The following is a 19,351-nucleotide window of genomic DNA, read 5'->3' on the forward strand; positions in this document are numbered from 1 at the left end:
TTGATGAAAACACTTTGTCCCAGTTTCTCTCGATGGTAATGAATAAATTGCATAGCAGTTGAGTAGCCCCATCAGTTTTTATATAATAGAACAGGAAATATTTTGGAATATAAGAGCAACACCGGAAGGAGTAGAAGCCTGGTGAAAAAACTTGAGATGAGCGATAAACAGATCCGCATTTCTCGAAGGGAAGCACGGATCGGAGTTGGTTTAGTGATCTTTCACTTTCTTTGGTGGTACGGATTTGCATATGGATTAGGAAATAAGCCGGTAGAAGAATATCAATATATACTAGGGTTTCCAGCTTGGTTTTTTTATAGCAGTATTCTAGGTTTTATCATCATTTTTTTATTAGTAGTTCTTTTCGTAAAAACATTTTTTCATGAACTATCGTTTGAAGAGGAGGATGAAAATTGAATCTCCAAGTTATCACACCACTTCTTCTCTTTCTTGTCATTATTTTTATTGCTGGGTTCTATGCAGCAAGATTTGTAAAATCCTCTGATTCCTTCATCCAAGAATACTTTTTGGGAAATCGACAATTAGGCGGCTTTGTGTTAGCAATGACGATGGTGGCGACTTATGGAAGTGCCAGTAGTTTTTTGGGGGGACCGGGAGCAGCTTACCATTATGGATTGGCTTGGGTATTACTCGCTATGTCTCAAGTGGTGACAGGCTATTTTGTTTTAATGGTCCTTGGCAAAAAATTTGCCATCATGTCGAGAAAATATAAAGCTGTTACCATAACCGATTTTTTACAAAGTCGTTATCAATCCAAATGGGTAAGTATTTTATCTGCCGTTAGTATTACTATTTTTTTATTTTCTGCGATGATCGCTCAGTGGGTGGGCGGAGCAAGGTTGATTGAATCCGTTATAGGAGTATCTTATTTATCTGCTCTTGTCATCTTTGCGGTTTCTGTTCTGGTTTATGTTGTTATCGGTGGATTTAGAGCTGTTGCCATTACTGACAGTATTCAAGGAATTATTATGTTAGGTGGAACGGTTATTTTGCTGATTGCAGCCATTATTGCCGGTGGTGGTATCGACACAATCATGTCGGAGTTAAGAAATGAGAACCCTAATTTATTAAGCCCATATGGAGCAGATCGCAGTTTAACACCATTATACATATCATCCTTTTGGATATTAGTAGGAGTTGGCGTTGTAGGACTCCCACAAGTGACAGTAAGAGCGATGTCTTATAAAAACTCGAATGCTATGCATCGAGCGATTATTATCGGAACTTTTGTCACTGGGGTGATTATGCTTGGAATGCATTTAGCGGGTGTGTTTGCCAGGGTTATCATCCCCGGCCTGGAAGATGCTGATACGGTGATGCCGTTATTAACTCTTGAAATATTGCCCCCATGGGCTGCTGGTATCGTGTTAGCAGCTCCAATGGCGGCAATTATGTCCACCGTAGATTCTTTATTGTTATTGGTTTCGTCCGCATTAGTCAAAGATCTTTATTTAAATTTTATTAATCCAAACGCCAATATAAATAAAGTCAAGAAAATCAGCCTCTGGATGACAGCCATCATTGGAGTGGCAGTTTTCTTTTTAGCGATCCAGCCTCCAGATTTCTTAATTTGGCTAAATTTATTTTCTTTCGGCGGATTAGAGGCTGTATTTATTTGGCCGATTGTGTTAGGGCTGTATTGGAAAAATGCGAATAAATACGGCGCCATTAGTTCAATGGTTGCTGGGATGGGCACTTATATCTGTTTTCATCTCTTTTGGCCAAATGCTTTAGGCATGCATACTGTCGTACTGCCTGTACTGATTTCCCTCGTTGTCTTTGTATTTATCTCAAAGATCACAAAACCCGCTTTCACCCTATAAATCAAGACTGCCAATAGTATGAAGCTTCCATTTCGCACTGATGGCTCAAAACTTATCGGCGTGTTAGCGGCTGTAATTTCCCACTTAGTCTCTTTTGAATCCCATATTGCCTTAAAGTGAGGTCTTTATGGAATAATGTTCATTCTAAGACAGGCTTCACTTTGGTGGCCTGTTTTTTCTGTTCAGGTTTTATGGCTTTAAAGGAAAGCCAGGCTCCAATGACACTAAGGACGCCTAATACAATAACCATATCAAGTATTTTGCCTTTCATGAGCAAAGCAATGATCGGTGGCCCAGCAGCAACACCTAGAAAGCGCATGGAACTAAAAATAGCAGTGATCGTGCCACGCATTTCCTTTTCAATACTTTGCGTCAAAATTGAATCCAGACAAGGTAAAGCAGCCCCAATTCCAATCCCACAGAATAGAAAAACAACAATTAAGTAAATAAACTTTTCAGAGAACATAGTGGCAGCAATTGATATAGCTGTTAAAACCGTGCCGAAAAAAGTGATCCATTTCATCCTTTGTAAATTATCTTTAATCACCTTTCCGGCTATAAAAGAAGCTATACACAAGGCAGCTAGAGGTATGGCAAGCAAGAATCCCTTTTTTACCCCATCATAATGATATTTATCCTCCAAGATAGAAGACAGATAAAAAAGTAAGCCGAATAAAATAAACATTAAAATAGCCCCAATCATAAAAACAGCAATAAGCCATCTCCAATGCTGGCTAAATATCTCCTTTATATTTTTAGTAAAACGACCAAAAGAAAGTTCATGCTCATCTTCTTTAGGTTTCTTGACAAAAAATACAATTAATAATAAAGAAAGAAGGCTTAGTATTGGAATGGAAAAAAAAGGCATAAACCAAGTGATTCCCGCAATTAATGCTCCTAAGATTGGACTTAGTACTTTTCCAAACGTATTAGAGGTTTCAATGATGCCGAGGGAAGCACTTGCCTCAGCCTCTTCCTTACAGATATCACCAACTAAAGGTAAAACAATTGGAAATGCTCCCGATGCACCAATCCCTTGAAAAACTCTTCCAATAATAATCCAAGTAAAGGCAGAATCGAGTTGCCAAGCTGCCCAACCACAAATGATTCCTCCGATCCCCGTTAAGATCAACGATGGGATAATTACAATCTTCCGTCCGTATTTATCGGAAAGAAAACCAGCAACCGGAATTAAAAATATAGAAACAATGGAATACACCGTTATGATCAAACTAGACTGAAATTTAGAGATATCAAGTTCCTTTTCCATTAAAGGTAGGATTGGAATTAACATTGAATTCCCCAGTGTCATGATCAGCGGAATAGAAGCAATCGCCATAATGGCTAACTTTTTATTGGGTTTCGTATGATTATTATTTATTGCTGCTTGTTCATTATTTGTTTCCATCGTTTTATCCTTTCAATCATGATAATTTTACTATTAACGGTTTTTTTCTTTTTATCCTGGTAAACGTTTTTTTAAGGAAATAAATTTTGGACTTAGTAGCTAGATTTGGAAGGAAAAGAATACCAAACAAAATCGTTGCATTTTTATGGAATAATAGTAAGATTGATATGGTTGAATTTTCTATTAAAACTCTATTCAACAATCTATTTTAAAACCTTCATAAATCAGACAAATTTCCTTTAATTTATGTAGGTTCAATGCTAGAATAATGATAGGGTTTTATATTTTTTATATTTCTTCAAAATAAATTGGTTGCAATCGTGGAGGCGTATCACAAATGAGTAAAAACTCTTCATACCAAGCGTCGCCCTGGCAGAATTTTTCAGGTCCGAATCTTGGTTATGTAATGGAAATTTACGATGAGTATGTCAATGATCCCAGTAGTATTGATCCAGAGTTAAAGGCATTATTTGATCAATGGGGTGCACCGCAGGCTGAAGAAGCAAGCGGAACAACAAAAGGTCAGGTGGATATTTCTTTTCAAATTCCGGAAAGCCCTGACATGTATAGTAAAATTGCGGGTGCTATTAAGCTTGCTGATAATATTCGTACATATGGGCATTTAGCTGCGGACATTCGGCCCTTAAATCGGGATATTGATGAGAGATACATTGAGCCATCTCAATTTGATTTAACGGAAAATGATCTTAAAAAAATTCCACCATCTTTTATTTCTCCAAATGCACCGTCAGATTTAAAGGATGGACTTGAGGCTATTGACCATTTAAAAAAAGTATATACAAAGAAAATTGCTTTTGAATTCAGTCATGTTCATGAATCGGAAGAGAGAAATTGGCTTCAAAAGCAAATTGAATCTGAGCGTTTTTATCCTTCTCTTACGAAGGAAGAACGAATCCAAGTATTACACCGTCTTGCAGAAGTAGAAGGATTTGAACGGTTTCTCCATCGGACATTCGTTGGTCAAAAAAGATTTTCTATTGAAGGACTCGACACACTTGTTCCATTAATTGACAAAATTATTAACTCTACAGTGGAAACAGGAACGAAAGCAGTCAATATTGGTATGGCGCATCGTGGACGTTTAAATGTTCTGGCCCATATCTTGGAAAAACCTTATAAATTAATTTTCTCCGAATTCCAACATGCGCCGAATAAAGACGTGATCCCATCTGAAGGATCCATCGGTATTACGTATGGTTGGACAGGAGACGTAAAATATCATCTTGGTGCTGATAGAAGAGTCAAACGAGGGAGTGCAACTCAAACACGGATTACCCTTGCTAACAATCCTAGCCACTTAGAAGTTGTGGGTCCAGTTGTGGACGGTTACACACGTGCAGCTCAAGAAGATAGGAGTCAAGCTGGGATCCCAAAACAAGATATGTCAAGTAGCTTAGCAATTTCGGTACATGGGGATGCCGCGTTTGCTGGAGAAGGCATTGGCCAAGAAACATTAAATATGGGTCATTTGAGGGGCTATGACACTGGTGGAACCATTCATATTATTGCCAATAACATGATCGGATTTACAACGGACAGTTTGGATTCACGATCCACTAAATATGCGTCCGATATTGCAAAGGGTTTTGAAATTCCAATTGTTCATGTGAATGCAGATGATCCAGAAGCTGTATTAGCGGCAGGGATCTTGGCTTATAAATATCGCGAAAAGTATCATAAAGACTTCCTAATCGATTTAGTTGGTTATCGTCGTTATGGCCATAACGAAACAGATGAACCAATGGTAACAAATCCTATTATGTACAATATTGTACATAAACATCCAACAGTAAAAGAAATTTATGCTGATCGTTTAATAGAGAAAGGACTTCTCTCGAAAGAAGAAGTTACAAAGATAGACGAAAAGATTATTCAAAAACTTCAAAATGAGTTTGATGGGGCGGCAAAAAGTACGGATGACCCCGATATTTCAATGAATCCACCTGAGAAAGTCATGGAAGCTTTGCAAAATGAACAAACTCCAATCTCAGAAGCAGATTTGAAATTGATTAATGAGGCATTATTAGACTGGCCAAAGGATTTTAAAGTTTTCCAAAAATTAAGCAGGATCTTAAAAAGAAGAGAAACCATTTTCTCTGGTAAAGGGAAAATTGATTGGGCGCATGCAGAATCACTTGCGTTTGCAACGATTTTAAGAGATGGCACGCCAATTCGCTTTACTGGTCAGGATACACAAAGAGGAACATTTGCTCAACGACATCTTGTTCTTCACGATGAGGAAAATGGCCAAGAGTTAATCCCAATGCATCATATTCCTGATGCACAAGCTTCTTTTGCTGTATACAACAGTCCGTTAACAGAGGCTGGAGTAGTTGGTTTTGAATATGGTTATAATGTCTTCGCACCAGAGACGCTTGTCCTGTGGGAAGCACAATTTGGTGATTTTGCCAATATGGCACAGGTGTATTTTGACCAATTTATTGCTTCAGGAAGAGCGAAGTGGGGTCAAAAATCTGGCTTGGTATTACTTCTTCCTCATGGGTATGAAGGTAATGGTCCAGAGCATTCAAGTGGAAGAGTGGAAAGATTTTTACAAAGTGCGGCGGAAAATAATTGGACAGTTGCCAATCTTTCAAGTGCAGCGCAATATTACCATCTACTTAGAAGACAAGCAAGCTCGCTTGGTAAAGAAAATGTAAAACCACTTGTGATTATGACACCGAAATACTTATTGCGTCATCCACTGGCATCGGCAGAGGTACAGGACCTTGTGAAAGGACGGTTCCGAACCGTTATGGAACAAGCTGGACTTGGTCAACAGAAAAAAGCCGTAGAAAGAATTGTTCTTTGTAGTGGGAAAATAAGTATTGATTTGGCCGAGCAATTGGAAAATGAGCAGGATTTAGATTGGCTTCATATTTTAAGGGTAGAAGAATTATATCCATTCCCATCTGAAAAGATTAAAGAAATAGTCGCTCAATATCCTAATACTAAAGAACTTGTTTGGGTACAGGAAGAACCGAAAAATATGGGCGGATGGTCACATGTTGATCCATATTTGCGCAAGCTAGCTCCAACCGATGTCGAGGTTAAATATACTGGTCGTAGGAGACGGTCTAGCCCATCTGAAGGAGATCCGACTGTTCATAAAAAAGAACAAAAACGCATCATTAGAGAAGCATTAACCAAAAACTAAATCACACAAATGTATGGTAATCATAAGGAGGATTTCAAAGTGGCTGAAATTAAAGTACCTGAATTAGCAGATTCAATTACGGAAGGTACAATCGCTCAGTGGTTGAAACAACCAGGCGATCATGTAGATAAGGGAGAATATATTGTCGAGCTTGAAACGGATAAAGTAAATCTTGAAGTGATCTCTGAAGAAGAAGGAACTTTGCAAGAATTAAAGGCAGCTGAAGGAGATACTGTTCAAGTTGGTGAAGTTATCGCAATTGTTGGAGCTGGAGAAAGCAAAGCTGATAACAAAGATACTTCAGCAAATGAAAAACCAGAAGAAAAAGTTACTGAAGAACAAACACCGGAAGCAACACCAGAAAAAGAGACTGAAGAGAAGAAGGAACGAACTATTGCTTCTCCGGCGGCCCGAAAATTGGCGAGAGAAAAAGGCATTGACCTTACACAAGTACCGACTGTTGATCCAATGGGACGTGTTCGAAAACAAGATGTTTCGTCCTATTCCAATCAGCCAAAGCAGGAAGAAGCTCCAGCAGCTGCACCAAAGCCAGCAGCTTCTACAGCTCCAGAAGATGGAAAGCCGGTTGAAAGGGTTCGTTTATCTAGACGTCGGCAAACAATTGCCAAACGTTTGCTAGAAGTGAAACAAAACACAGCCATGTTGACTACCTTCAATGAAATTGATATGACAGCTGTGATGAATTTACGCAAACGTAAAAAAGATAATTTTGTAAAAGAACATGATGTTCGCTTAGGTTTTATGTCATTTTTCACAAAAGCTGTTGTAGCGGCCCTTAAAAAGTACCCAGCTGTTAACTCTGAACTTGACGGTAATGAGTTAATTATGAAAAATTTCTATGACATTGGTGTTGCTGTTTCGACTGATGAAGGACTGGTGGTTCCGGTCATCCGTGATTGTGATCGCAAAAATTTTGCTGAAATCGAATCAGATATTTTAACAGCTGCGAATAAGGCAAGAGATAATAAATTAACCTTAAATGATCTATCTGGTGGAACATTTACGATTACAAATGGTGGTGTCTTTGGTTCTTTATTATCAACTCCTATTTTAAATGGTACACAAGTAGGGATTTTAGGCATGCATACCATTCAAACACGACCTGTTGCAATTGATGCAGAACGAATGGAAAATCGACCAATGATGTATGTCGCTCTTTCCTATGATCACAGAGTCATTGATGGAAAAGAAGCGGTAGGCTTCCTTGTAACTATCAAAAAACTGTTAGAAAATCCTGAAGACCTTCTTCTAGAAGGATAAGTAAGTGTGTTAAGAAAGAGCCGACAAAAATGCCGGCTCTTTTGTTTTTTACAATATAGAATTAAAAGGCGTGCCGGAAAATGGCACGCTAATTTTATAGATATATAGTTTTATATTTACGTTAAGCCTTTAACCCTCGTTTTCTAATTTCTGACTTGAGTAATCTAATCCATTCACTTTCATGTTTGTTTTTCTTTGCATCTCGATAGGCAGCGACCAGCAGTTCGTTACTCATAATTTTCATTGCTAGTAAAACCTCCTCGTGAAATTGGATTATTCAATTGTTAGAATACATTTTACCTTTTTTAGGGAGAAAAGGAAAGCGTTTAGCCTAAATTTTTTTGAAAATAAAGCGCTTCATTAAGTGAAACGCCATCAGACAGTGACTATGATGTGATGGAGTGTATTTTTTAAAAAGCAACTTTTTTCATGATATATAATTTTCTAAATCATCTTGCTTTTCTTAGCGCTTTTGCTCATAATCTAAGATATAATGAAAAAAATGATGAATAAGATAGGGATTGGGGAGGGAATAAATGTTGTTTGATGAAAGAAATGCATTAAAAATTAGATTAGAACAAATGAACGATGTAGAGAAAAGAATATTAGAAGATTTACATGAGGAAAGAAGTTTTATTTTTAATCGATTAAGAGAATTAGATGAACAGGATCCAGCTGAACATCTAAGCGACGAAAGACAGCTTAAAAAGAACAATCCAATATTTACTCAAGCGGATGATGTTACAACTACTCCAGTCCCTATACCTAGAAAAAGAAAAGGACGCCCCTCAAGAAGAAGTAAAACGACTAAATTAAGAGAAATTGCCATTGAGGTATTAAAAGAAGCAAATGCGCCTGTACGAGGGAAAGAATTAAAAGAGAAGATTGAAACGGCTTCGGATTCAAATATCGCAAATATGACCACGTTTATGAATACAATTCGTGAAACAGATCATCATATTATCAAGGTAGGAAGAGGCCTTTATGTATACGATTGGGAACAACAGGAACAGCAAAATTAATGAATGATGAATATTTATATTTAGTTGAGACTTGCTTAAGAGCAAGTCTTCTTTATTTTTGTTAAAATATATAGATGTGAGTTTTTAATATTGTAGAGAGGATATCATTTATGAATACATTATCTTTGCCACAGACAATAGAGCAAGTCATTAAGGAGCGACATGAGCAGTTTTCACAGCAAACAAAGGAAGCTCCCTATATAACAGCCCAATTTTTATCGAAGGATAACGAATTATTATCAGATGCCGTCATTTCAGTGGCATTAGGAAAGAATATTCTGCTTAAAGGACCGACCGGTTCTGGGAAAACGAAGCTAGCGGAAAATATGTCACAGATTTTCAAACAACCCATGCATAGCATTAATTGTTCTGTTGATTTAGACGCTGAAGCTTTATTGGGGTTTAAAACGATTAATCAGAAGGATGGTAAACAGACGATTGATTTTGTTCCTGGTCCAGTCGTTAAAGCAATGAAAAATGGACATTTATTATATGTGGATGAAATCAATATGGCGAAGCCAGAAACATTGCCGATTTTAAACAGCATTCTAGATTACCGTCGATCTGTCTTTAATCCGTTTACTGGTGAGACGATTCATGCCGAAAAAGGTTTTGGTGTGATAGCAGCTATTAATGAAGGCTATATCGGGACGGTTCCTTTAAATGAAGCGTTAAAAAATAGATTTGTTGTTCTAGATATTCCTTATATTCAGGGAGATATATTAAAAACGGTGCTTAAGACAGAAAGTATCTTGGAGGATGCAACGTTATTAGATAAGTTTGTTATATTATCTGAGGATTTAATCACACAAGTACGTAATGGACAAGTACCAGAAGAGGCAGCTTCCATTCGCGCTTTGATCGATACCTGTGATTTATCAGTTTATTTACCTCCATTAAGAGCAATTCAACGTGGAATCGCTGATAAGCTTGAAGAAGAAAGAGAAAAAGCGGCGATCATGAATATTGCATCTACATTGTTCGAAGGAAAGTAAATATAAAATGCTCTTGGAATTGCTTGAGGACTGAGTTCATTGGCGGGGGATGACCTAGTTCGTTGCAGATTTAGCCGATGTTCGGCATAATAACCTGAACCAATGAGGGGCAAAGAGGCCGCGCTTTTCTTAGTATAAGGAGTGAAAGGAATGTATCGTTTCATCGATTTTAATGATGAGAAAATTGATTCTCTACTTATGATGGAATTATCTGATCTTGCCAAAACCCTTGTAAAAGATGAGGAATATGAAGTTGACCTCCGTGTTCATTCGTATATAGACATTGCGGACAAAAAAATATATGCAAGTCATTTCTGGAATCATCGTTCTGAGAAGGATATGGTTCTAGGGATGAAGAGTGACGTTTATTTACGGGCATTGGGGAATTACCATTTTACTGATCAAAAAGTAGTTCGTAAATTTGTGGAGTGGTCTACGTACACTAATATTCCTCGTTTTGCGAGACAATTATTTTCGCTCGCTGAGGATTTAAGAATAGAAGAAATTTGTAAAAGAAAAAGGCCAGGGATGAGAAGGGAATTTAGTCAGCGAAGAAAGCTTTATTTAGGTTTTTTTCAGAATCAGTGGAAGGTTAATATGGAGAGAAGTTTGTTTACGGATGTGCTTTTTAATCTTGCTTATCTCGTTTGGAATACGGAAACGCCGCTTTTTGAAATCCCAGGAATCCATGCTAATATCGACCCAGTTATAGTGTTATATCGAGAAAAATTAGAACGCCTGTTTGATTCAGGCTCAACAGATGATGTAGCGAAAAACTGTATGCAAATTGTGACATTAGTAGAAGATGTTGTACAACGAGATTTATTAAATGATTATTTCCATCTTCATCATGATGATGAAGAGGAACAGGAACAGCATGCAGATTATCGAGATTTATTAAGAAAAGATAAGCTCATTAATAATGATCAATCGGAAGAGAAAGCAACAGGTGATGAGGAGTTTTTTAAGGAAGAGATGAAAACCTGGCATCGTGAAACCAGTGAACCGGGAGAAAACTTTTTACAATTTGATCTTGATCAAGGTACACAAACAGACATCCTTGCAAATGAAGCGAGGGAGGGAGAAGCTGGTGATCAAGCACTTGCGATCGTAAAAGGAAAAGCAGGGAAGAGTCAATACAAGGATTATTCCGATATGGAAGATCTAGGAAGGAAAAATGATAAGGCTGATTCTGTTCATGTTCCATATGGAGTAGAAAATCGCCATGCAGAGGCAATTTTTCTTTCACCAACGGTTCCAAAAAATGAAGAGATTCATCAATATCTACTTTATAAAAAGTCGATGACTTTGTACCAAAAGAAATTAAAACGAACAATTGATATGACGCTTGAACATAAAAAGCAGCTGCCGCGTACTCGTTTACAAATAGGTCGTCTGGACAATAAATTAATACACTTTTTCACAGATGATGAAAAAAGATTATTTTATAAAAAGACAGAAAAATCAACTGCAATAGATGCCGTTTTTAGTTTGTTAATTGATTGCTCTGCCTCCATGCAAGATAAAATGGAGGAGACGAGGAAGGGGATTACCTTATTTCATGAAGCATTAAAATCTGTCCGTGTACCACACGAAATAACAGGTTTTTGGGAAGATGCGAACGATGCGACAAAAGAAAGGCAGCCTAATTATTTTTCTCAACCTATTACTTTTTCAAATTCACTGAAAAAGGAAGCAGGCCCCGAAATTATGCAATTGAAAGCCGAAGAAGACAACAGGGATGGTTTTGCGATTAGAATAATGACCGAAAGATTATTAAGTAGGGGAGAAAAGCAAAAGTTCTTGATTATGTTTTCTGATGGGGAACCGGCAGCTTTTGGATATGACCAAAATGGGATTATTGACACGCATATGGCTGTAATAGATGCTCGAAAAAAAGGAATTGAAGTAATTAATATTTATTTATCTGTCAATGAAGTAGCGGATGAACAACGAAAGGTCTTCCAAAATATTTATGGGGCATACAGTTTAGTATCACCTTCCATTGAAACTTTGCCAGAACTGCTCTTTCCGCTACTTAAGAAGTTATTACTTAAGTCATTAAACAAATGAAGTGAAATGCAAGATAAAGCTATCCAGCTGATCAAATCAGCAGGATAGCTTTATCTTCGTTCTCTTACCTTTACTCTTTTTGCAGGATGCCTACCTCGTTTCTTCTTTATTTTGCGTCGCCTGAGGGGAGAGGTTAAAATGCGAAGAACAGCAAAGCACAAGGCACCACCTAAAAATTTAAAGTCTAAGAAAATAATTCCCAAGAAAACAAGTATAAAAATAGAAATAGTGAGAAGGGATGGTCCACCTTGTCCATATTCATATCCTTTTGCGGAAGCTCTCTTGTCAAGTTCATATTTAATCGCGATTTCATTAAATAACTGATTATATGTATTTGTTATAGCTACTTGAAAATTATTCTTTTCCAAAAAGGGCAGGCTATAGGCCTCTAAAATTCCCCCGATTTTTCCGGGAGGAAAGGTTTCTTCCAAACCTTTTCCAACCTCTATGTAGATTTTTCGATCTTGAACTGCGAATAGTAACAAAACACCATTCTGTTTATCCTCACCCCCAAGCTTGTATTCATGAAACACATCTTTAGCATAATCGTTTACGGATGTGTTTTGGAGGGAAGGGATAGTTAGAACACTTAACTGTGCGCCAATCTGTTTATCAAGATATGTTCCAAGCTCCGTTATCTCTTTCTTTGCTTTTTTTGGTAATAAGTCAGCAGAATCCTGAATATAAATATCGCCGCTTAGCTTAGGTATATCTTCTGCCAATGTAGATGGGGAGAATAAAAAGAGCAAAGGAATTAGAAGGATGCCGTAGATCCATTTCTCCATGATTATAAGTCCTTTCATCATTAAATCTCTGTTTTAATGTTCAAATGATTATGTTATCATCTTTCAATCAATAACACTATAGCGATCAGGAGAAAATTAATCTTTAAAAAGATAGCGGATTCCTTAATGTACATGCTTCCACTACTTCATTAGTGGATACGTCTTTTACGAAAATGTCCTCCGCGCACTTCCGAAATATTCCCAATAGCGAGGAAGGCTGATTCATCATGATCTTCTATAACTGATTTTAATTTCGATTCTTCAAGTCTTGTAATGACACAAAAGATCACTTTTTTATCGTCTCCTGTATAGGCTCCCTCACCGTTTAAATAGGTTACACCTCTTCCAAGTCTTGCTAAAATCGTTTCTCCTATCTCTTTTGCTTGATCACTGATAATCCACACCGCCTTGGATTCATTTAATCCTTCTACAACGACATCAATGACTTTAAAAGCAATAAAGTATGTAATAATAGAATACATCGCACGTTCCCAGCCAAAAATGAAACCAGCAGAAGTAAAAATGAAGAAATTAAAAAACATAATAATTTCTCCAACTGAAAATGGAATCTTATTATTAAGAAGGATCGATAAGACTTCTGTCCCATCAAGGCAGCCGCCAAAACGAATAACGATCCCGACTCCCATCCCTAAAACAATTCCACCAAAAACAGTATCTAATAAAAGATCGTTTGTCACGACGTATACATTATGTAAGAGCACGGATGTGAGAGATAAAACAAAGATGCCATATAAGGTCGTTAAGGCAAAAGTTTTTCCAATTTGTTTATAACCGAGGTAAATAAAGGGAAGATTTAATAAGAAGAGTATAAATCCTACTCTCCAGCCAGTTAGATACGAAAGAATAATGGATATTCCAGTAATTCCACCATCTAATATATTATTTGGAACTAGAAACAATTCTAAAGCAGTTGCCATCAAGACAGCGCCGAGCGTGACCAATAAAATACGCCAAAATATAATTCTTCTTTTTAACTTTTTATGATGTTGTTTGATTTCAATCTGGCTTTGTAGCATCCCATCATCCTTTCTGGAATCAATCTTGTAAGATTTGCTACTGTATCTGGCTATTAGCTCAGTAGTGAATTTGAAGCTTTCCCGTAGGTATTGCTACTCATAACATAATTTATTATAAACTTAATTAGGAGTCTTGAAAATACTTTCACATTATTAATCAGTTAGATAATGGCCCAAGCAGCAGGTTGACATTGATTTTCTCATTGAGAATCGGTAAAATAAAAAGGTAAGAGTAAAGTGTATCTATTCGGGAAACCGAAATTGAATCCTCCTAAACACGTTTATATCTTGCAAATATAACAGGATAGGTGGTATTTTTTGTGGAAAAAAAACCTAATTATCGAGTATTGTTGTACTATCAGTATGTTGAAATTGAAGAACCAGATGTATTTGCCAAAAGACATTTAAAGTTTTGTAAGAGTATTGGATTAAAGGGGCGAATTTTAGTAGCTAGTGAAGGGATGAATGGAACTGTTTCTGGTACATGGGAACAAACAGAAACGTATATGAATGAGATGAAAAAAGATCCTCGCTTTGAAACGATGGTCTTTAAAATAGACGAGTCTAATGAACATGCATTTAAAAAGATGCATGTTCGTCACCGTTCAGAACTTGTCACACTTCGGTTGGAAGATGATATAAACCCACATGAAGTAACTGGAAAATACCTTGAACCAGCCGAATTTTTCCAAGCAATGCAAGATGAAGAATCCATTGTCCTCGATGCTCGCAATGACTATGAATATGATCTTGGTCATTTTCGTGGCGCTATTCGTCCCGATATTAAAACGTTCCGTGAGTTGCCAGATTGGGTTCGGGAAAATAAAGAACAATTGCAAGGGAAAAAAATCCTTACGTATTGTACTGGTGGGATCCGTTGTGAAAAGTTCTCTGGATGGCTTAAGAAAGAAGGCTTTGAAGATGTAGGCCAACTGCATGGAGGCATTGTCACATATGGAAAGGATCCAGAAGTTCAAGGCGAGCTTTGGGATGGTCAATGTTATGTGTTTGATCAGAGAATTTCTGTTCCAGTAAATCAAAAAGAACATGTTATTGTTGGACGTGACTATTTTGATGGCACTCCATGTGAACGTTATGTGAACTGTGCAAATCCTGAATGTAATAAACAAATTTTGTGCTCAGTGGAGAATGAACATAAATATATGAGAAGCTGCACAGATGAATGCCGTGTCCATTCAAGAAATTTATATATTCAAGAACATAATCTCAGTGAAGATGAAGTGAAAAAGAGAATAGATAAGCTAAAACATGATTTAGAACCAAGTGTCTAACAAGAAAAGCGCAAGGCGCCCGCTACCTTCGACAAGCAAATGTTCTGAGGCAAAGAAAGGCGTTCTTTGCCTTTCATTGGCTCAGGTTATTTCGTGGAACATTGGCTAAGGTCGCCACATCCGCATGTCTTTGCCGATGGACTCGCTCCTGCGAGCCTCGAGGGGCTAGGCGCTGGAGCTGGACAACAACTGCCCAGCCTTAGAGCAATCTTAAGGAAAATTTTATGCTTTTTATCTTTTAAGAAATAAAAAAACAGCATTGCCAGATGGAGGCAATGCTGTTTTTTTATTTCATAATTTCAGATGTCAAAATCATTTGTTTTTTTGCTAATCCCAATTTTTTCAATGTATGGAATCCCCAAAAAATCACATAATATGAACGTTCCAAAAAAGATTGAGGGGGTAAAAAATATGACCGTTATTACAAAGGTTCAACAAACATTAACTGGATTAAAAACAGCTCAGGCTAGTTTTGAAGGCTTCGCATTAGATACCGATAATCAACAAGCTAAACAACTTTACAAATCATGCGCTCAGCAAACTCAGACGATTATTGATTCGCTGGAACCACGCGTTCAAGAAATTTTGCAGGAAGAGCCGCAATATAACCAATAATTTAAAAAGGAACAGAGTAAGCCTCTGTTCCTCCTTCTAGGAGGATTAGAAAATGACTGTCTTTGCTAATGTAAAAGGAACGTTTGCATCCGCAAAAACCATTCAAGCCGAATTTAGTCGTTTAGCTGAAATAACTGAAGATGAAGATGCCAAAAGAATTTTTCATGAATGTATGGAAGATATGAATTCAGTCATTGTTGATTTACAGCATCGAATTGAATTTATGAAAGCCGAAGAGCAGCAATACAGAAATTCATAAAGGAGGAACTTGAAGTGAATATTCCTAATTGGCTTGAAATCATCCTTCGTTCTTCATCTATGATATTCATATTATTTTTATTAACAAAATGGTTAGGAAAAAAACAGTTATCACATTTATCTTTTTTTGAGTATATTGTTGGGATCACGATTGGTAGTATAGCTGCAGAGATCTCCACAGGACTACAGTCCAATTTTATGAACGGGGTATTCAGCCTTTTAGTCTGGACAGCCATCCCTTTTATCATCGGATATATGGGACTGAAAAATAAAGGGGTGCGTAATTTTATTGAAGGTACGTCCACAGTGGTGGTTAAGGATGGGAAAATTCAAGAAGAAAACCTTACAAAAGAACAGTATACGGTTGAAGAATTATTGCAGCTCTTAAGAAAAAAGGATGCTTTTCAGGTTTCGGATGTAGAATTTGCCATTTTGGAGCCAAATGGGGATTTAAATGTAATGTTAAAAAAAGATAAGCAACCTATAACTCCCTCTGATCTTCAATTAGAAGTTGCTCCTGAAAAAATGCCTCAGACTGTTATTATGGAAGGAAAAATTATCGATATGGGTCTATCTTCAAGAGGACTAAACAGGTCTTGGCTTGATACAGAGTTAGAAAAATTAGGTGTAGCCCTTGATAATGTTTATTTAGGTCAAGTAGATACATATGGTCAGTTAACTGTGGATATATATGATGATAAGATCCAAATTCCTGAAACCAAACCAAGGCAATCTCTATTAACATCCTTGAAAAAATGCCAAGCTGATTTAGAGTCATTTTCCCTTGAAACTGATTCACAAGAGGTAAAACATATGTACAAGAAAAATGCGGAAAAACTGCAATCCATTATACAAAAATCTGAGCAGCTTCTTACTCAAAAATATTCCTAATGGCGGGTGCTGAGCTGTCAAAGGTGATTTGGTTTATTGTTCTTAATGGCGTATAATATAATTATAAATGTGAAAGGGGATCTTGCCATGGCTTACAGAAGGGGACCTAAGGAACCAACCCCGGAGAAAGAAACGGTTGTTTGGTCATGTACGAATGAAGAATGCTCATGTTGGATGAGGGATGCCTTTTCTAATGATGAAAAAACGATTTGTCCGATTTGTAAATCGGAAATGGAAAAAGAAGTAAGAGTTTTACCTGTTATAAGTTAATGTAAAACGGGGAATGTCCTTTTGGTAGTATATGGACAATCCCCTTTTTTCATTTCTGGGGATGGCTTCGTGGAAAGGGTGTACATATAAAACGATTTTTGGGGAATTATCAATAATAGTAGAAATAGCTGAGGAGGAGTGCTCCAATGAGCGAGACCAACAACAAAGCAAATTTTCCAACATCCCCGGAGTCATGGTGGATTCGTTCCACAAAAGTACATAAATTTCCGAGCCTTGAAGACGATATGAAAGTAGAAGTAGCAATTATTGGGGGTGGAATTACAGGCATAACAACGGCGTATATGTTGGCGAAAGAGGGATTGCAGGTTGCTTTATTTGAAGCAGATTCTTTATTTAATGGGACAACCGGGCATACTACAGCAAAAATTACATCACAACACGGTTTAATCTATAATGAATTGATCCAACATTTTGGAGAAGCGAAAGCTAAATTGTATTATCAGGCTAATCAAAAGGCAAAAGAACAAATGGAAGACTGGATAAAAGCCCATGATGTCCAATGTCATTTTCAAAAAGCAGATGCATTTATCTATACAAATGAAGACAGTTATGTAGATAAAATAAAAACAGAAGCCGATGCCTATCAAAAATTAGGGATTGAAGGCGGAATCACTAAGCAAATTCCGATCGATTTGCCTTATAAAAAGGCAATCCTTATGAAAAACCAAGCTCATTTTCATCCTCTTCACTATTTAGCTAAGATGGTTGAGCAATTGGAAAAGCTTGGTGTAAAAATATATGAAAATGCCGTTGCTTTGCATATGGAAGATAGTGATTCACCGATTATTCCTTTTAAGAGCGGAAAAAGGGTGGAAGCCAACTTCGTGATTTCTACTTCTCATTTCCCTTTTCATGACAGTAAAGGATTTTTTGCGCGTCTATATCCAGAACGATCTTACGTGATTGCCGCAAAGCCCGAAAAGCCTGTTGTCGATGGCATGTACATCAGTGCGGAGCAACCCACCCGTTCTATTCGTCCAGTTACGATAGAAGGAGAAGAAATGTTATTATTTGGTGGAGATGGCCATAAAGCTGGGCAGGGTGGAAATGAATCAGAACATTATCAGGCCTTAGAAAAATTTGCCAAAGAATATTTCGGAGTTAAAGAGGTTGCCTACAGGTGGTCTGCACAAGATCTTGTCACACCAGATAAGGTCCCTTACATTGGGGAACTATCAAAAGGAAGTAATGTATTTGTTGCAACTGGTTTCCGCAAATGGGGAATGACAACCAGTTATGTTGCAGCTCAATTAATTAGAGACTTAATTATCGACCAAAATAATCCTTATAAAGACCTATACACCCCCTTTAGATTTAAAGCCGATCCAAGCATAAAGAAGGTCCTGAAAGAAAGTGCAAATGTGGCCGTTCAATTAGTGGGCGGCAAACTAGAAGTCCCCGATAAAGAACTAAAAGATATAAAAGCAGGAGAAGGAGCAGCTATCGCCATCAAAGGTAAACGAGCTGGTGCCTACAAAAACGAAAAAGGCCAACTCTTTGTAGTCGACACAACCTGCACCCACATGGGCTGTGAAGTAAATTGGAATAGCGGCGACAAAACTTGGGACTGCCCATGCCACGGCTCACGCTTTACCTACAAAGGAGAAGTACTAGAAGGCCCCGCCGAAAAACCATTAAAAATACTTAACAGGGACACCTAACGGGGGCAGTCCCCCGCTACGTTAACGCGTTTCAGCGGCGGGGGACTGACCCCGTAGTTTCCAATGTTTTTGTATAAATTGGTCGCGGCCTGATTTTTCTCTGTCTGTTTGGTAGTCTGTTTTATTTTTTTTATAAAAGTCTTGGTGAAAGTCTTCGGCTGGGTAGAATGTTTGGGCTGGCTTGATTTGGGTGATGATTGGTTTGTTGAATTTGCCACTAGCAGCCAATTTGTTTTTAGATTTTTCAGCAGCTGTTTTTTGTGTTTCATTATGATAAAATATCGCTGTTCGATAGGAGTCACCACGATCATGAAATTGACCGCCTGCGTCAGTTGGGTCAATTTGTTGCCAATAGATTTCAAGTAATGTCTCATAAGGCATTTGTTTTGGATTGAAGGTAATTTGTACAACTTCATAATGTCCTGTTTCCCCTGATTTGACATCCTCATAGGTTGGATTTACGAATGTTCCTCCGGAGTAACCAGAAACAATACGCTCTACACCGTCCCATTGGTCAAAGGGTTTAACCATACACCAAAAGCATCCCCCTGCAAATGTTGCTTTTTCTAATTTCTCCATTGTATCTATGTTCCCTTCCAAACAAGTTAATCCCTATATTTAATCATATTTTTTGAAGAATTTCCATAACCATTATATTTTAGCAAGATTTTGAAAAATCAGCTTGATCAGATGACTTTTTCTTGTTTTTACTTTAAGATA

18 protein-coding genes are annotated in these 19,351 nt (G+C 37.5%); 13 read left to right on the top strand and 5 right to left on the bottom strand.

Annotated features, from left to right (window positions below; genetic code table 11):
- The first annotated feature begins 141 nt into the window (after window positions 1-141).
- A complete protein-coding gene (locus KI375_RS03140) occupies window positions 142-417 on the top strand; it encodes a YhdT family protein (RefSeq protein WP_306419769.1) in 276 nt (91 codons plus the stop codon).
- Window positions 414-1,844 carry a sodium/pantothenate symporter gene (panF, locus tag KI375_RS03145; RefSeq protein WP_212972104.1) on the top strand — a complete coding sequence of 477 codons (1,431 nt, stop codon included), beginning with the start codon at window positions 414-416 and terminating at the stop codon, window positions 1,842-1,844. Before KI375_RS03140 ends, panF begins: the two co-directional genes overlap by 4 nt.
- A 139-nt stretch (window positions 1,845-1,983) precedes the next feature.
- Here the strand turns inward: panF and KI375_RS03150 are convergent, their stop codons facing one another.
- Window positions 1,984-3,252 (bottom strand): MFS transporter, encoded by a 1,269-nt coding sequence (locus KI375_RS03150; RefSeq protein ID WP_212972105.1) that lies wholly within the window; start codon window positions 3,250-3,252, stop codon window positions 1,984-1,986.
- A 337-nt stretch (window positions 3,253-3,589) separates the two neighbouring features.
- On the opposite strand from KI375_RS03150, the gene KI375_RS03155 reads away from it, so the two are divergent.
- Entirely contained in the window at window positions 3,590-6,430 is a 2,841-nt protein-coding gene (locus KI375_RS03155) for a 2-oxoglutarate dehydrogenase E1 component (protein WP_212972106.1), read from the top strand.
- 39 nt (window positions 6,431-6,469) lie between these two features.
- Entirely contained in the window at window positions 6,470-7,711 is a 1,242-nt protein-coding gene (odhB, locus tag KI375_RS03160) for a 2-oxoglutarate dehydrogenase complex dihydrolipoyllysine-residue succinyltransferase (protein ID WP_212972107.1), read from the top strand.
- Window positions 7,712-7,832: 121 nt separating this feature from the next.
- On the opposite strand, the gene sda is transcribed toward odhB, so the two are convergent.
- Window positions 7,833-7,955: a sporulation histidine kinase inhibitor Sda gene (gene sda, locus KI375_RS03165; RefSeq protein ID WP_057988101.1), complete on the bottom strand. Its 123-nt coding sequence runs from the start codon at window positions 7,953-7,955 to the stop codon at window positions 7,833-7,835.
- A gap of 292 nt (window positions 7,956-8,247) precedes the next feature.
- Between sda and KI375_RS03170 the strand changes: the two genes are divergently transcribed.
- From KI375_RS03170 to KI375_RS03180, 3 genes are all read left to right on the top strand, one after another.
- Window positions 8,248-8,733, top strand: a complete 486-nt coding sequence (locus KI375_RS03170; protein WP_212972108.1) for a Rok-like winged helix domain-containing protein — start codon at window positions 8,248-8,250, stop codon at window positions 8,731-8,733.
- Window positions 8,734-8,843: 110 nt separating this feature from the next.
- Entirely contained in the window at window positions 8,844-9,728 is an 885-nt protein-coding gene (locus KI375_RS03175; protein ID WP_212972109.1) for an ATP-binding protein, read from the top strand.
- A gap of 150 nt (window positions 9,729-9,878) precedes the next feature.
- Complete coding sequence (locus tag KI375_RS03180) at window positions 9,879-11,801, top strand: vWA domain-containing protein (RefSeq protein ID WP_212972110.1); 1,923 nt, start codon at window positions 9,879-9,881, stop codon at window positions 11,799-11,801.
- A gap of 50 nt (window positions 11,802-11,851) precedes the next feature.
- On the opposite strand, the gene KI375_RS03185 is transcribed toward KI375_RS03180, so the two are convergent.
- Both KI375_RS03185 and KI375_RS03190 read right to left on the bottom strand, forming a co-directional pair.
- On the bottom strand, window positions 11,852-12,586 hold the full coding sequence (locus tag KI375_RS03185) for a TPM domain-containing protein (protein WP_212972111.1): 735 nt from the start codon (window positions 12,584-12,586) through the stop codon (window positions 11,852-11,854).
- Window positions 12,587-12,735: 149 nt separating this feature from the next.
- Complete coding sequence (locus tag KI375_RS03190; protein ID WP_212972112.1) at window positions 12,736-13,623, bottom strand: YitT family protein; 888 nt, start codon at window positions 13,621-13,623, stop codon at window positions 12,736-12,738.
- Between the two features lie 320 nt (window positions 13,624-13,943).
- Here KI375_RS03190 and trhO point away from each other — a divergent pair, with 320 nt between their 5' ends.
- From trhO to KI375_RS03220, 6 genes are all read left to right on the top strand, one after another.
- Complete coding sequence (trhO, locus tag KI375_RS03195; RefSeq protein ID WP_212972113.1) at window positions 13,944-14,915, top strand: oxygen-dependent tRNA uridine(34) hydroxylase TrhO; 972 nt, start codon at window positions 13,944-13,946, stop codon at window positions 14,913-14,915.
- Between the two features lie 411 nt (window positions 14,916-15,326).
- The gene (locus KI375_RS03200; protein WP_207452617.1) at window positions 15,327-15,530 is read left to right on the top strand and encodes a DUF1657 domain-containing protein; all 204 of its coding nucleotides are present in this window, start codon (window positions 15,327-15,329) and stop codon (window positions 15,528-15,530) included.
- 52 nt (window positions 15,531-15,582) lie between these two features.
- On the top strand, window positions 15,583-15,789 hold the full coding sequence (locus tag KI375_RS03205) for a DUF1657 domain-containing protein (protein WP_212972114.1): 207 nt from the start codon (window positions 15,583-15,585) through the stop codon (window positions 15,787-15,789).
- 59 nt (window positions 15,790-15,848) lie between these two features.
- Entirely contained in the window at window positions 15,849-16,679 is an 831-nt protein-coding gene (locus tag KI375_RS03210; RefSeq protein WP_212972421.1) for a DUF421 domain-containing protein, read from the top strand.
- 87 nt (window positions 16,680-16,766) lie between these two features.
- Entirely contained in the window at window positions 16,767-16,949 is a 183-nt protein-coding gene (locus KI375_RS03215) for a cold-shock protein (RefSeq protein WP_207452615.1), read from the top strand.
- Window positions 16,950-17,095: 146 nt separating this feature from the next.
- Complete coding sequence (locus KI375_RS03220; RefSeq protein ID WP_212972115.1) at window positions 17,096-18,631, top strand: FAD-dependent oxidoreductase; 1,536 nt, start codon at window positions 17,096-17,098, stop codon at window positions 18,629-18,631.
- A gap of 21 nt (window positions 18,632-18,652) precedes the next feature.
- On the opposite strand, the gene msrA is transcribed toward KI375_RS03220, so the two are convergent.
- Window positions 18,653-19,210 (bottom strand): peptide-methionine (S)-S-oxide reductase MsrA, encoded by a 558-nt coding sequence (msrA, locus tag KI375_RS03225; protein WP_212972116.1) that lies wholly within the window; start codon window positions 19,208-19,210, stop codon window positions 18,653-18,655.
- Between the last annotated feature and the right edge of the window lie 141 nt (window positions 19,211-19,351).

The organism is Bacillus sp. J14TS2 (assembly GCF_018333015.1).
GTDB lineage: Bacteria > Bacillota > Bacilli > Bacillales > Bacillaceae_C > Lederbergia.

What these genes read in the sequence shown, in the direction of transcription:
- KI375_RS03150 (WP_212972105.1), bottom strand. Translation starts at nt 3,252, where the DNA reads ATGGAAACAAATAATGAACAAGCAGCAATAAATAATAATCATACGAAA.
- KI375_RS03155 (WP_212972106.1), top strand. Translation starts at nt 3,590, where the DNA reads ATGAGTAAAAACTCTTCATACCAAGCGTCGCCCTGGCAGAATTTTTCA.
- sda (WP_057988101.1), bottom strand. Translation starts at nt 7,955, where the DNA reads ATGAAAATTATGAGTAACGAACTGCTGGTCGCTGCCTATCGAGATGCA.
- KI375_RS03170 (WP_212972108.1), top strand. Translation starts at nt 8,248, where the DNA reads ATGTTGTTTGATGAAAGAAATGCATTAAAAATTAGATTAGAACAAATG.
- KI375_RS03175 (WP_212972109.1), top strand. Translation starts at nt 8,844, where the DNA reads ATGAATACATTATCTTTGCCACAGACAATAGAGCAAGTCATTAAGGAG.
- KI375_RS03180 (WP_212972110.1), top strand. Translation starts at nt 9,879, where the DNA reads ATGTATCGTTTCATCGATTTTAATGATGAGAAAATTGATTCTCTACTT.
- KI375_RS03185 (WP_212972111.1), bottom strand. Translation starts at nt 12,586, where the DNA reads ATGGAGAAATGGATCTACGGCATCCTTCTAATTCCTTTGCTCTTTTTA.
- KI375_RS03190 (WP_212972112.1), bottom strand. Translation starts at nt 13,623, where the DNA reads ATGCTACAAAGCCAGATTGAAATCAAACAACATCATAAAAAGTTAAAA.
- KI375_RS03200 (WP_207452617.1), top strand. Translation starts at nt 15,327, where the DNA reads ATGACCGTTATTACAAAGGTTCAACAAACATTAACTGGATTAAAAACA.
- KI375_RS03205 (WP_212972114.1), top strand. Translation starts at nt 15,583, where the DNA reads ATGACTGTCTTTGCTAATGTAAAAGGAACGTTTGCATCCGCAAAAACC.
- KI375_RS03210 (WP_212972421.1), top strand. Translation starts at nt 15,849, where the DNA reads ATGATATTCATATTATTTTTATTAACAAAATGGTTAGGAAAAAAACAG.
- KI375_RS03215 (WP_207452615.1), top strand. Translation starts at nt 16,767, where the DNA reads ATGGCTTACAGAAGGGGACCTAAGGAACCAACCCCGGAGAAAGAAACG.
- KI375_RS03220 (WP_212972115.1), top strand. Translation starts at nt 17,096, where the DNA reads ATGAGCGAGACCAACAACAAAGCAAATTTTCCAACATCCCCGGAGTCA.
- msrA (WP_212972116.1), bottom strand. Translation starts at nt 19,210, where the DNA reads ATGGAGAAATTAGAAAAAGCAACATTTGCAGGGGGATGCTTTTGGTGT.